Origin of the sequence: Nocardia sp. MDA0666 (assembly GCF_003023875.1) — a bacterium.
GTDB lineage: Bacteria > Actinomycetota > Actinomycetes > Mycobacteriales > Mycobacteriaceae > Nocardia > Nocardia aobensis.
On sequence record NZ_PYHT01000001.1, the window covers coordinates 741,481 to 753,805 of the forward strand.

General features: G+C 68.4%; 13 protein-coding genes. 6 read left to right on the forward strand and 7 right to left on the reverse strand.

The window, feature by feature from the left end:
* Nucleotides 1-31 precede the first annotated feature (31 nt).
* A complete protein-coding gene (locus C8258_RS03510) occupies nucleotides 32-382 on the forward strand; it encodes a hypothetical protein (protein WP_106953800.1) in 351 nt (116 codons plus the stop codon).
* A 75-nt stretch (nucleotides 383-457) separates the two neighbouring features.
* On the opposite strand, the gene C8258_RS03515 is transcribed toward C8258_RS03510, so the two are convergent.
* Complete coding sequence (locus tag C8258_RS03515; protein WP_106953801.1) at nucleotides 458-1,657, reverse strand: lipid-transfer protein; 1,200 nt, start codon at nucleotides 1,655-1,657, stop codon at nucleotides 458-460.
* Nucleotides 1,650-2,072: a Zn-ribbon domain-containing OB-fold protein gene (locus C8258_RS03520; protein WP_036505582.1), complete on the reverse strand. Its 423-nt coding sequence runs from the start codon at nucleotides 2,070-2,072 to the stop codon at nucleotides 1,650-1,652. The genes C8258_RS03515 and C8258_RS03520 overlap by 8 nt, the downstream gene beginning before the upstream one ends.
* A gap of 161 nt (nucleotides 2,073-2,233) precedes the next feature.
* Between C8258_RS03520 and C8258_RS03525 the strand changes: the two genes are divergently transcribed.
* The 3 genes from C8258_RS03525 (at nucleotide 2,234) to C8258_RS03535 (ending at nucleotide 4,999) form a co-directional block, all read left to right on the forward strand.
* Entirely contained in the window at nucleotides 2,234-3,016 is a 783-nt protein-coding gene (locus C8258_RS03525; RefSeq protein ID WP_233224846.1) for a hypothetical protein, read from the forward strand.
* 563 nt (nucleotides 3,017-3,579) lie between these two features.
* Nucleotides 3,580-4,551, forward strand: a complete 972-nt coding sequence (locus C8258_RS03530; protein WP_106954046.1) for an alcohol dehydrogenase catalytic domain-containing protein — start codon at nucleotides 3,580-3,582, stop codon at nucleotides 4,549-4,551.
* Nucleotides 4,552-4,660: 109 nt separating this feature from the next.
* Complete coding sequence (locus C8258_RS03535) at nucleotides 4,661-4,999, forward strand: Lsr2 family protein (protein WP_036505585.1); 339 nt, start codon at nucleotides 4,661-4,663, stop codon at nucleotides 4,997-4,999.
* Between the two features lie 15 nt (nucleotides 5,000-5,014).
* Here C8258_RS03535 and C8258_RS03540 read toward each other — a convergent pair whose 3' ends face one another.
* The gene (locus tag C8258_RS03540) at nucleotides 5,015-6,049 is read right to left on the reverse strand and encodes a hypothetical protein (RefSeq protein ID WP_199195551.1); all 1,035 of its coding nucleotides are present in this window, start codon (nucleotides 6,047-6,049) and stop codon (nucleotides 5,015-5,017) included.
* A gap of 313 nt (nucleotides 6,050-6,362) precedes the next feature.
* On the opposite strand from C8258_RS03540, the gene C8258_RS03545 reads away from it, so the two are divergent.
* Both C8258_RS03545 and C8258_RS03550 read left to right on the forward strand, forming a co-directional pair.
* Complete coding sequence (locus tag C8258_RS03545) at nucleotides 6,363-7,871, forward strand: wax ester/triacylglycerol synthase family O-acyltransferase (protein ID WP_106953804.1); 1,509 nt, start codon at nucleotides 6,363-6,365, stop codon at nucleotides 7,869-7,871.
* A gap of 304 nt (nucleotides 7,872-8,175) precedes the next feature.
* Nucleotides 8,176-8,349: a hypothetical protein gene (locus C8258_RS03550; protein WP_199195552.1), complete on the forward strand. Its 174-nt coding sequence runs from the start codon at nucleotides 8,176-8,178 to the stop codon at nucleotides 8,347-8,349.
* Between the two features lie 130 nt (nucleotides 8,350-8,479).
* On the opposite strand, the gene C8258_RS03555 is transcribed toward C8258_RS03550, so the two are convergent.
* The 4 genes from C8258_RS03555 to C8258_RS03570 form a co-directional block, all read right to left on the reverse strand.
* Nucleotides 8,480-9,295 (reverse strand): sterol desaturase family protein, encoded by an 816-nt coding sequence (locus C8258_RS03555; RefSeq protein WP_199195578.1) that lies wholly within the window; start codon nucleotides 9,293-9,295, stop codon nucleotides 8,480-8,482.
* Nucleotides 9,296-9,419: 124 nt separating this feature from the next.
* Complete coding sequence (locus tag C8258_RS03560; protein ID WP_106953806.1) at nucleotides 9,420-10,253, reverse strand: AraC family transcriptional regulator; 834 nt, start codon at nucleotides 10,251-10,253, stop codon at nucleotides 9,420-9,422.
* A gap of 85 nt (nucleotides 10,254-10,338) precedes the next feature.
* A complete protein-coding gene (locus C8258_RS03565) occupies nucleotides 10,339-10,830 on the reverse strand; it encodes a carbonic anhydrase (RefSeq protein ID WP_062998185.1) in 492 nt (163 codons plus the stop codon).
* A 155-nt stretch (nucleotides 10,831-10,985) separates the two neighbouring features.
* Nucleotides 10,986-12,317, reverse strand: a complete 1,332-nt coding sequence (locus tag C8258_RS03570; protein WP_106954047.1) for an APC family permease — start codon at nucleotides 12,315-12,317, stop codon at nucleotides 10,986-10,988.
* Nucleotides 12,318-12,325 lie beyond the last annotated feature (8 nt).

Consider the following 12,325-nt stretch of genomic DNA (forward strand, 5'->3'; position numbering starts at 1 on the left):
TGAACTCTTTTCCGACCGGCGAGGAGCAGAATTGCCGAATTTCACCGTCCGCCGTGTAGTCACCGCCGCCGCGATTTCGGCCGCCGGCCTCGCCGCGCTGGCGCCGAGCGCGGCCGCCCAACCCAGCATCTACCACCCGGTGATCACACCGTGCAGCCAGCAGTTCCGTACCCCGCTGGAACCGCCGCGACCGGGCACCGAGGTGTACTGGAGTCCGTTCGGCACCGCCGGCATCGTCTGCTACGACGACGGCACCGGCATCGAGCACTACTACCAGCGCGATCCCGCCGGCAGCTGGCACGACATCAACGAACTGCTGCCGGGGCAGCACTTCTACGTGATCTTCACCTCCACCGTGCCGGACCAGGCCACCCGGGGCTGAGCGAACCGGACCACGAACCTGCCCGGATACGCGAAAACCCGGGTGCGACCCGGGTTTTCGTGAGCGGAGCGGGCTTCAGCGGGTGGCGATGATCGCCGAACCGTGGCCGAACAGGCCCTGGTTCACAGCGATTCCGGCGCGGGCGTTCTCCACCTGCCGCCCGTCGGCCTGGCCGCGCAACTGCCAGGTGAGTTCGCAGATCTGCGCGATCGCCTGCGCCGGGATGGCCTCACCGAAGCAGGCCAGGCCGCCGCTCGGATTCACCGGCACGCGGCCACCCAAAGTAGTTGCGCCGCTGCGCAACAGCTCCTCGGCGCCACCGATCTCGCACAGCCCGATGTCTTCGTACCAGTCCAGCTCCAGCGCGGTGGACAGGTCGTAGACCTCCGCGAAGGACAGGTCGGCGGGACCGAGTCCGGCCTCCTCGTAAGCGGCATCCGCGATCGCGGACCGGAACGACCGCGAAGGCCCATCGAAGGCCACCGCGGAGTCGGTCGCGAAGTCCGGCAGATCGAGAACGGTTTTCGGGAAGGTCGGCGTGACCGTCGACAGCGCCCGGATACGGACCGGATCGGCGATGCCGTGGCGGCGGGCGTAGTCCATCGACGTCAGCACCAGTGCGGCGCCGCCGTCACTGGTAGCGCAGATGTCGAGCAGTCGCAATGGATCGGAGACGATCGCCGAGGCCGCGACCTCCTCGGCCGCGACCTCTTTGCGGTAGCGCGCATAAGGGTTGTTCAGGCCGTGCTTGGCGTTCTTCACCTTGACGGCGGCGAAATCGTCGAGCGTCGCCCCGTGCAGCGCCATCCGCCGGCGCGCGTAGAGCGCGAAGTAGATGGGGTTGGTGGCGCCGAGCAGATGGAAACGCAACCAGTCCGGATCGTCGCGGCGCTCACCGCCGACCGGCTGGAAGAACCCCTTCGGGGCGGCATCCGCACCGACGACGAGCGCCACATCGGTCAGCCCGGCCAGGATCTGGGCCCGCGCGTTGGCGATGGCCTGGGCACCGGAGGCGCAGGCGGCGTAGCTGCTCGAGATCCGGGCGCCGGACCAGCCGAGCGCCTGGGCGAAGGTCGCACCCGACACGAATCCGGGGTAGCCGTTGCGGATCGTGTCCGCGCCGGCGATGTAGCCGACGTCGCGGTGGTCGACGCCGGCATCGGCCAGCGCCGCCCGCGCGGCCACCAGGCCGTATTCGACGAAATTGCGACCCCATTTGCCCCACTGGTGCATACCCGCACCGAGGACGGCGATATCGCGCTCGTTGTCAGGCATCGACCGGCCTCCACATCCACACCGTGTGCTCCGCTTCCTCGTCCTCGTACAGCACGCCCAGCGCCAGCTCGACCGGCATGCCGACGGCCAGGTCGTCCACGGTGAGGCCGCGCACGACCTGCCCGAGAATCACCATCTGCTCTTCCTCGAGCTCCACCGCCGCGACGACGTACGGCTCGAACGGATCCGGCGACACATAGGGTGCGGGCGGTTTGTAGCGGGCGTCCGCGTACGACCAGATCCGGCCTCGCGTGGAGAACAGATACTCGACCAGTTCGGATCCGTCCTTCGGACTCGCGCACTGCGGGTTGCGGCAGGCCAGCGTGTTCCGCGGGAAGTACGGTGTGCCGCAGACCTCGCAGCGACTTCCCTGGAGACGTACGGTGCCGTCGTCCGCAGTGAACCAGCCTTCCACGGCGGGGCGTTGTTCTTTCTGCACAGCGCCGACGATATAGGAACACGTTCTATTTTGGCGAGGAAATCCGCTCCGCCGATGCGCGCGCCCGGGTACGGTGTGACCGGATCGAGGATGGCCCCCACCCTCGAGTCGATCTGGAGTACCACACCGCGATGGGCATGAAAATCATTGACCCGCAGTCGATTCGCAACGTCACGATCGTCGGGGAACCCGGGGAGACGGCGGCGCTCATCGGCCGGCTGTGCCGCCGGGCCGCCGGAAACGGGTCCCACTCAGCGGTCACCGTCGACTGGGTGACCGACCGCGTCGAGCACACGGTTCGCCTGACCGAGCTGTCGAGCCACGCGCCGATCGCGGAACTCGAACGGGCCGTGCGGACGGCCGACGGGGTGGTCGCGGTGATGAACGCGGCCGCGGCGAGCGCCGCGCGGCTCGAGGCGATTCTGCGGGTGGCCGACGACCATCAGGTCGCCCGCCTGTGCCTGGTGCACGGACTCGACCATCGCGCGGCGGATTTCGGCCGCTGCGTGCGCACCGTCGCCGCCACGCGCGGAGCGGTGCCGCTGACGGTGCAGATTCCGCTCGGTATCGGGCCCGGATTCGAGGGCGTCATCGATCTGATCCCGATGTGGGCGCTCGAACCGATGGCCGTCGAATTCTTCGGCAGTCACTGGCCGGTGGCCGAACAGCGTTATCACGACCTCGTCGACGCGGTGCTGGCGCAGGACACCGCCCGCCACGGCGTGCCGAGCACCGGAAAGTTGCCGCCGGAACAGCTGTACGACCGGATCCGCCGCCTCACCCGGATCGGCGACGTGGTGCCCGTGCTGTGCGATGCGTCGCCACGCACCGACGACACCGCCGCACTGCTGGACGCGATCGTCCGGTACCTGCCGTCACCGATGCACGTCTGCCAACCGGAGCATGCGCTCGACCAGTGAACGACCGGGCCGCGATGAGCGACTCGGCGACGCCGCCGACACCCGCGCGGTGGATTCGGCTCGCCGGTAGCGAGCCGAATCCGTCGCGATCACCAACCGGAGCCGGAGCCACCCGAACCGGTGTTGGCAAGGATGGTGCCGATCACCATCTGCAGGATGCCAGCGACAGAGCCAAGAAATTCCACGGTGTCCTCCGACTTTCTCATCCGCCGAGTGTCCGGCGTAGCGGAGAACCTAGCTCAGCAATCTTGTGAAAGAAAGACATTTCGGAAAATTCGGTAGGACTCACGGACGCTCCGCCGATCCGGAACCCGTGGTGACGACACCGCGACGCGAGACCTTACCACTCGGAAAAGTTGCGAACGAGACGGTTGCGAACACTCCGCGACCTTCCGGCAATTGGCGTTTACCCCAGGCGGCGCCGGGTAGCTCGCCAGCGAAGCGACCGGCGAGGAGGTCCGGATGAATGTCACCGATGCGGGTGGCCGCGACCCGAAGCCGCGCCGACAACTTTCGTGACCACGCCGCCGAGCCGATCCATGACCGCAGATCGTGAACGATTCATGCGCGCACTGTGCTGGAACGGGGTCAACGATCTCGCCGTCGAGACCGTGCCCGACCCCTCGGTGGTCAACCCGCACGACGCCGTCGTGGCGGTCCGTCTGACCACAACCTGCGGCTCGGATCTGCATTTCATCGACGGCTATCTGCCCGGAATGCGGCACGGTGACGTCTTCGGGCACGAGTTCGTCGGCGACGTGGTCGCTGTCGGCTCCGAGGTCACCCACCGCGGCGTCGGCGACCGGGTGGTGGTGCCCTCGTTCATCGGATCCGGCTCCTGCTGGTTCTGCGGACACGACCTGTGGGCCGCCTGCGACACCACCGGACTGATGGGCGCCGAATTCTGCGACATCTCCCCCGGCGATACGGTCGCGATCTGGGGCAGCGGCGGGGTCGGACTGATGGCCGGGCATTCGGCGCGGCTGCTCGGCGCCGAACGCGTGATCGTGATCGACCGCTATCGCGAACGTCTGGCGCTGGCGCACAAGCACTTCGACGCCGAAACCATCGACTACACCGCGGTGGACAGCGTGCAGAACACCATCGCCGAGATGACCGGCGGCCGCGGCCCCGATGCCTGCATCGACGCGGTGGGTATGGAGGGGCACGGCACCGGACTGCAGCACGCCTACGACCGCGTCAAACAACTCCTGCGCCTCGAAACCGACCGCGCCACACCGTTGCGCGAGGCGATCCTCGCCTGCCGCAAGGGCGGGGTGGTGTCGGTGTTGGGCATCTACGGTCTGACCGACAAGTTCCCGATGGCAGTCGTCACCAACAAGAGCCTCACGATCCGCAGCGCACAACAGCACGGCCAGCGCTACGTCCGGCGCATCTTCGACTACATCCAGCAGGGCGACCTCGATCCGTCCTATCTGATCACCCACGACCTTCCGCTGGAGGACGCCGTGCGCGGGTACGACCTGTTCAAGAACAAACGAGAAGGGTGCGTGCGCGCGATCTTCCGTCCGTGACGTGAACCGACCCGCGAGCCACTGTTCTCACCCTGCTCAACGACGCTCTCGCCAACTCGATTAGCATTTTCGCCGCGTCACATAAGAGCTGAGTGGAGGGTGGGTTTTCATGGCCAAGAAGGTCATCGTCGAGCTGGTGGACGACTACGACGGCAAGTCCGATGCCGACCAGACGGTGCACTTCGGCATCGACGGGGTCGAATACGAAATCGACCTGTCGACCAAGAACGCCGAGAAACTGCGCAAGATCTTCGAGCAGTGGACCGGGTCCGCCCGCAAGGTCGGCCGAAACCGCAAGGGCGCCGTCAAGTCCGGCGCCGCCCGCACGACCCCGGACCGCGAGCAGACCGCCGCCATCCGCGAGTGGGCGCGCAACAACGGCTACGAGATCTCGAGCCGCGGCCGCATCCACAAGGACATCGTCGAGGCCTACAACAAAGCCGGCTAGACGACGTTCGGCCCGTCACGAACCTGCCAGTTTCACGGCGCGCGCCATGAGCGTGTCCGCGACGGCACGGGGACGACGGCCGAGCCCGCAGGCGCAGGCGACGCCGTCGACGCGGCGGCCCAGCGCATTCTCGATGGTGTGCAGCGTCTTTCGCTGCTCATCCTCGGTCGGCACGTCGTGGACGACACCCGCGTAGAAACGGGTGCCGGCGGGCAGCGACAGATCGGCGAGGGGCGCGTAGAACCGGGACTCCGCAGCCGGCGGGCTGTCGCCCGCGGCGAACGGAACATGGACGTACTCCAGCGTGCGTCCGGAGGGCCATTGCCGCGCAACGGAATTGGCCAGGTCGACGAACGGCCGGGCGGTGCGCAGCGGCACGCCCTTGTTGTGCAGGCTGCCCAGGCACAGGTGCACACCGATCCGGCTGCCCTCCGGGGCCGCGGCGGCCAGCGCCGTGATTCCCCGGCCCGAGCCCAGCAGCCGCTCCACCATGCGGTGCGCGGGCTGGGTCAGCGCCATCGCCACCAGCTCCGCGGTGGCCTCCAGCTGGATGACGACATCGTCGCCGCCCGTCCGCGCGACGGCGGCGATCTCTCCCATGGTGGCCACGGTGAACGCGGTGCGTTGGGAGCGAATTCCCTTGGGCCCCAATGCGACGAACGCCAGGGTGAGATCGGTCGGCATGCCGATCTGCAACGCGAGTTCGGGCCGGCCCAGATCGGCGCGCACGGTGGAGAAGATCGGCAGCGCCTCGGCGGCTTCCCTGGAATACCCGAGGTCCATACCGTCCCCGATCGCCGTGCGGCCCTGCGGTACACGGTATCGAGGCCGATCGCGCCGAGTCCGCCACTCCCCCGCCCGGGTGACCTCGAGCGCGCCCTGGGCGACCAGGTCTTCCAGGATCGGCCGGACGTAATATTCGTACCGGCGGGTCTCACCGGTGGGCAGGGTCTGTAACAGCGGACCGGCACTGTCGGCCATCGCCCGCATCGCCTCGTCCGTGCTCGCGGCGGGGAAGCTCCCCACGAAATGCACGCTGCGCGAAGGCATTTACCCATCGTAACCGGTCGGCCGACGCTGCGGGACGCATCGAGAGACCTGGGTGGGACACGGTCGGCGCGGGCCGATCCACATCGGGTGTTTGCACACAATTTACGGGCTCGCATTCTCGGCGAAGCCCGGGCGGCCGCGGTCGCCCCTAGACTCGCAGCCACGTCTCGCACATCGAGACGACTCGTCGTTCGACCAGCGCCGTGCGAACACCGTCCCGCGCCTCGCCGAGGCGCCACCCAGCTGTCCGGGCTCGATCCGGCGCACCCGTGCCGCCGGTGAACCGCCCCGGACCGTCCCCCGGGAGGTAACGATGGCCGTCTCGCACAGCACCGTCTCGCACGCGGAAGGGACCACCGTCCATCTCCGGACGCCGGGCGAATCGTTCGCCACCGGACCGCAGCGCGCGGCGACGCCGCCGTCGACGACGATCCCCGCCGCGGCGGAATCCGGACCGCCGCGGCAGTTGAGCGCGCTGGACCTGCATCTGCTGGACAGCGAAACCGCCTCGTCGCCCATGCATATCGGCGCCGTCATGCTGCTCGACTCGGGTCGCGCGCCGCGCGGCGCCCTGGACGTCGGCACACTGCGGCGGCTGTTCGCCGCCCGGCTGCACCTGGTGGCACCGCTGCGCCGCCGGGTCCGCACCGTGCCACTGGGCCTCGACGAGCCGTACTGGGACGACTGCGCCACCGTCGACCTCGGTTTCCACGTGCGCGAGGTGCGACTACCCGACGGGGCGACCGACGCCGACCTCGCCGACTATGTCGCCCGCCGTCACGCCCAGCCGCTCGACCGGTCCCGCCCGCTGTGGGAATGCCACCTGGTCTCCGGGCTCTCGGGCGGCCGCCAGGCGGTCTATACGAAGGTGCACCACGCGGTGATCGACGGCGTGTCCGCGGCGGAGATCATGGGGGCGATCCTCGACATCTCCGAAACACCCACGCCCACACCGCCTCCCGAGGCCGGCATCCGCCGTGACCGCACGCCGTCGATGGTGGAGATGCTGGCCCGCAGCGCTCCCAAGGCGGTGACCCGCCAATCGGCCCGCACGCGTGCCGCGCTCGACGCGGTCCCGACCCTGCTGCGCACCCGGGACGCCTTCCGCGCCAAACACGACGCCGTTCCGTTCAACCACCCGCTCACCACGACCCGCAGCGTCGCCTACACCTCGCTGCCCCTGGATGCGGTCAAGGCGATCAAGAAGTCGATCGACGGCACGGTCAACGATGTCGTGATGGCCCTGTGCACCTCGGCGCTGCGCAACTGGATGCTCGACCGCGAAATCCCCGTCGACCGGCCCCTGCTGGCCGCGATCCCGGTCTCGGTGCGCACGCCCGAACAGTTCGGCACCGCGGGAAATCAGTTCTCGCTCATGCTGTCCCCGCTGCCGATCGGTGAGCACGATCCGCACGCCCGGCTGAAACTGCTGCACAACAATCTGCTCGTGGCCAAGGACCGATTCGGCAAACAGCCACCGACCCTGCTGCACGAGCTGACCACATTGCTCACACCGGCCCTGCACGGCCTGCCGACGCGGGCGCTGCTGCGCGCCGCCGCCCCCACCCTCCCGCTGGTCAACCTGCTCGTCTCGAATGTCCCGGGACCGCAGATTCCGCTGTATCTCGACGGTATTCGCGTGCTGGCCAGCTATCCGGTCTCGGTGCTCACCGAGTTGTCCGGCAGCCTGAACATCACCGTGATGTCCTACGACGGGCACCTCGATTTCGGCATCGTCGCCTGCCCGGAGGCCGTTCCCGACGTCTGGGACCTCACCACACACCTCGCGGATGCGCTGGCCGAGTTGCAGCAGAGCTCGTGACGCGGCGCACGACCCTTTGGTAATGGCCGGCGACGGATACAGTCCCGACCCCGGACACGTCGGTCCTCCGGAACTGTTCATGGGACGCGATACCGCGACGCGCCGGGAGCCGATCATCTGCAATCACCGTGGCCACCATCACCTTTCACGACGATGCGGATGTGACACAGTGGCTGCTGTACAGCACCCGCGTCGTCTACGCCGGATGGTGCGGGCGTTCCGGCCCGCCGATACCGCCACCCGCGCCCGCGCCGGCACCGTACTCTGACCACCCACACTCGGGGGCACACCTTCGGAGGAACATATGGAGTCGTCCGGCTTCGCCGATTGGCCCGACTACCGCGTCGACGTGCGGCGAATACGCAATCTGGTCCGCGTCCTGCACGACGATCGGGTACTGGCCGAGACCACCGCGAGCCTGCTCGTCGCCGAACAGGACCACGGGAGTACCACGATCCCTATCCGGAGGTGGCGTTGATCCGGGACCACATCGGCTTCTATCAGGATCGGGTCCGCCTCGAGATCGGTGTGGCGGATCCGGCCGTGTCCGGCCTGCGGCACCGTCCCGAATCCGGCCGGACACCGCACGCCGAACGACCCACCGATCCTCAGCATCCTCCGTCCGGGGTGAAGGGATAGCGCAGCTGCGCCGAATAGGCGGTGGGATAGTGCGGTTTCGCCGCCATACCGAGTTCGGCGGAGCTGAATCGGTGCGCCGGATCGTAGGAGTAGGTCCGGTAGAGGTGATCCCAGATCAGCGTGAAGAGCCCGAAGTTCACGTCCCCGACACCGGCCCACTTGAGGTGGTGGAAGCGGTGTCCCTCGTTGAGGGCGAGCACGTATGTCGCGGGACCGACGCGGTAGTCGGCATTGGAATGCTGGAGCAGCAGTTGCACGGCGACGGCCAGGGCCAGCACGCCGGCGACCGGGGCCGGCAGGCCGACCAGGATCAGAGGCGCCACCCCCGCGGCCGTTTCGATCGCCTGGTGCAGCGGGTGTTTCATCAGGCCGTTGAGTCCGTAGAACCGGGTGACACTGTGGTGCACGGCATGGAATCGCCACAGGACACCGATCTTGTGGCTGGCCAGATGCATGGTCGTGATCCCGAAATCGGCGACCATGATCGCCACCAGGACCTGAGCGAGCAACGGCCAGTGCCGCGGCCACAGATCCGGGGCCGGGACCACGGACGCCAGCAGCGGAATCACCGCCACACCGGCCAGGATCATCGTTTCGTTCACCGCGGCATGGATGCGGTCGCGGCGGGTGTCGTCGTGGTCGGTGTTCCACGACCGCTCGTACGGGATGACCCGCTCGGCGAGGAACGACGACACCACGGCGATCGCCAGCAGGAGTAGCAGCCAGGCCTCCGCGGCACCGGCGGCCGACAGCGCGATCGCGGCGCCGTCGACACCCAGCACCATGAACGGCGCATAGCCGTAGCGCAGAATCCGCTGCGGGACAGTGATTTTCGCAGTATTCGAGGTGGCTGTATCGGTCACCGTTCCAGACTGGCGGAACCGCCGCGGAAGCGATTGAACGATTCGGCTAGATCGCGGAACCGATCTCCACGCGGACGGTGCGACTCAGTGCGGACGGTGGCAGGCCGAAGGTGGCACGACACGTCCGGGACAGGTGCGCGCTGTCGGCGAATCCGGCCGCATGCGCCGCCGCGGTCACATCGTCGCCGGCGGCCGTCCGCGCGACGGCGGTCATGACCCGCAACCACAGCACGTACCGGCGCAGCGGCAATCCGACCTGATCGGTGAACACATGTGTCAGCCGGCTCGTCGAGATCCCCACCCGCTCGGCGAGTGTGCCGGTACGCACCGGGCCCTGCGCGATCAGCTCCGGCAGCAGTTCGAGCGCCGCGCTGACACCGGGGTGCCGCGACGGCGTCACGGCACCGGCACCCACCGACCGGGTCAGCGCCGATACCGCGGCGCGCGGATCGCCGCTCGCCGGATCGAGGCCGGCCAGCACGTCGGTGTCCGCCCAGGACGCGCCGAGACGGTTTTCCACCGCGTTACCCAGCGCGGATTCGGGATCGACGAACAGCGCGACCGCGGGCTGCGCACCGGCCGTGATCGCATGCCCGGTATCGGAGGGGATCCCCATCCGGTTTCCGGTGTGCACACCCCCGTCGTCATCGACGACGCGTAGCTCACCCGCCGCGACCATCAGCTGCACCGCATGGTGCGCATGCCGCTCGGTCGGTCCGATCGCGCCCGTGTACGCCAGCACGCCCGGCAGCAGCAGGGCCGCGCCGGACCACCGTCGCGGATCCGGAACATTCGATCCTGCAACGGGTTTCGGACGAACGTCCGCCGCGCCGCCCCCCTGGCCCGGGCAGCCTCGGCTAACGGTGAAGTCACTCGGCATGCGTCGACCCTAGGGCGGCGAGGTCGGACCGCCCCATCCCGACACCTGTCCGCGGCACACCGACAGGGTTACCGCCAGAGCCGGATCAGGCGAGAACCTCTTGGAGTTTGCCTGTGGCGACATCGAACACGAAGCCGCGCAGCGAGGTCGTCTTCGTCACGAAAGGGCTGGCCTCGATGCGCCGGATCGACTGGCGCACATCCACATCCAGATCGTCGAAAGCCTCGGCCGCCCATGCGGGTTTGAGGCCGGTCTCGTCCTGGATTCCGCGTTTGAACTCGTCGTCGGTGAAGGTCAGCATGCCGCAGTCGGTGTGGTGGATGAGGATGATCTCCGTGGTGCCCAGCAACCGCTGACTGATGGCCAGCGAACGGATCTCGTCGTCGGTCACCACCCCGCCCGCGTTGCGGATGACGTGGGCCTCCCCCTCCTGGAGTCCGAGGATGCGGTAGACGTCGAGCCGCGCATCCATGCACGCCACCACGGCGACGTGCTTGCTCGGCGGCAGCGGAAGCGGTCCGCTGAACTGTGCTGCGTAGTCGGCATTGTTGGCCAGAAGCTCGTCTGTCACGGTCATGATCGCGCCCTTCGTCGGGGTAAGTGCGGACATTCACATGTGCGCATGGATCGTGACTCCCTGCGGCCGCGAACACCAGGTATTCGCTCAGCGTGAAGTCAACGGTTGCCGATCGCGTGACCGGAACGCCCCGATCGGCTGCCACCGTGCGGGGATCAGGGACGCATCGTCTTCACGGCCTGCGTGATGCGGGATTCCGGGTCGGCGCGGCGGGTACGCAGGCCGTTCACCAGCGCGAGCACGGCGCCCAAGCCGACCAGGATCAGGCCGCGCGCCCAGATCTCGGCATCGATGCGGGTGAACAGGTAGAGGCAGGAGGCCAGCGCCAGCCAGGGAACGAGCGTCGGGACACGAAAGTGGTCGGCGTCGACGGGATGGCGGCGCTCGAGCAGAACCGAGCAGTTGACCGCCGCGAAGACGACGAGCAGAAGCAGGACCAGGGTTTCGGCCAGCACGGCGACCTCGCCGGTGAGTGCGAGGGCGATGGATGCCCCCGAGGTCACCACCACCGCCACCCAGGGAGTGCGACGGCCGGGAAGCAGCCGGGTGAGCACCGCCGGCAGCAGTCCGTCGCGAGCCATACCGTAGGCGAGCCGCGAGGCCATGATGCCGGTCAGCAATGCGCCGTTGGCGACGGCGACCAGTGCGATGACACTGAACAACCGGTCGGGCACGCCGCCGGCGCGGCGCACCACCTCGAGCAGCGGACCGCTCGATCGTGCGAGTTCGTCGGTGGGCACGGCGGCGCTGGCGACCACACCGACCAGCACGTACACCACCCCGGCGGTGAGCAGGGCGCCGAACAGCGCGATCGGGTAGGAGCGCCGTGGATCGCGCACCTCCTCCGCGAGATTCACCGAGGTCTCGAACCCCACGAAGGAGTAGAAGGCCAGCACCGTACCCGCGAGCACTGCCGCGACCGGACCGTGTTCCGCAGTCCCGATCTCGGTGAGCCTGCCGGGATCGGCGTCACCGCGCAGCAGGATCCACGCGCCCAGGCCGATGATCAGCACCAGCCCGCTGAGCTCGACCAGGCTCGCCGCCACATTGGCGCGCAACGATTCTTTGATCCCGCGGATGTTGAGCGCCGCGAGCGCGACCAGGAAGACGACGATGACCACCGCGGTCGGCGCCGATACGAGCGCCTGGAGATAGTCACCGGCGAACGCCCGGGCCAGCGCTCCCACCGACACCACACCCGCGGCGAGCATGCAGAAGCCGACCAGTGAGCCGGCGGCCGGTCCCAGCGCCCGCGTCGCATAGTGCGCGGAGCCACCCGCCCGGGGGTACTTCGTCGCCAGTTCGGCATACGACGCCGCGGTGAGGGTGGCCATGCCGAGCGCGACGGCCAGCGGTAACCACACCGCACCACCCGATGCCTGAGCGACGGAACCGATCAGCACGTAGACCCCGGCTCCGAGCACGTCGCCCAGGATGAAGAAATACAGCAGAGGCGTACTGACGGCGCGCTTCAAGGAACGGGGCATACCGGCCA

Excerpts from the sequence above, each read along its gene's own strand:
- C8258_RS03525 (WP_233224846.1), top strand. The coding sequence starts at position 2,234 with ATGAAAATCATTGACCCGCAGTCGATTCGCAACGTCACGATCGTCGGG.
- C8258_RS03530 (WP_106954046.1), top strand. The coding sequence starts at position 3,580 with ATGCGCGCACTGTGCTGGAACGGGGTCAACGATCTCGCCGTCGAGACC.
- C8258_RS03545 (WP_106953804.1), top strand. The coding sequence starts at position 6,363 with ATGGCCGTCTCGCACAGCACCGTCTCGCACGCGGAAGGGACCACCGTC.
- C8258_RS03535 (WP_036505585.1), top strand. The coding sequence starts at position 4,661 with ATGGCCAAGAAGGTCATCGTCGAGCTGGTGGACGACTACGACGGCAAG.
- C8258_RS03555 (WP_199195578.1), bottom strand. The coding sequence starts at position 9,295 with ATGGTGCTGGGTGTCGACGGCGCCGCGATCGCGCTGTCGGCCGCCGGT.
- C8258_RS03560 (WP_106953806.1), bottom strand. The coding sequence starts at position 10,253 with ATGCCGAGTGACTTCACCGTTAGCCGAGGCTGCCCGGGCCAGGGGGGC.
- C8258_RS03570 (WP_106954047.1), bottom strand. The coding sequence starts at position 12,317 with ATGCCCCGTTCCTTGAAGCGCGCCGTCAGTACGCCTCTGCTGTATTTC.
- C8258_RS03540 (WP_199195551.1), bottom strand. The coding sequence starts at position 6,049 with ATGCCTTCGCGCAGCGTGCATTTCGTGGGGAGCTTCCCCGCCGCGAGC.
- C8258_RS03550 (WP_199195552.1), top strand. The coding sequence starts at position 8,176 with ATGGAGTCGTCCGGCTTCGCCGATTGGCCCGACTACCGCGTCGACGTG.
- C8258_RS03565 (WP_062998185.1), bottom strand. The coding sequence starts at position 10,830 with ATGACCGTGACAGACGAGCTTCTGGCCAACAATGCCGACTACGCAGCA.
- C8258_RS03515 (WP_106953801.1), bottom strand. The coding sequence starts at position 1,657 with ATGCCTGACAACGAGCGCGATATCGCCGTCCTCGGTGCGGGTATGCAC.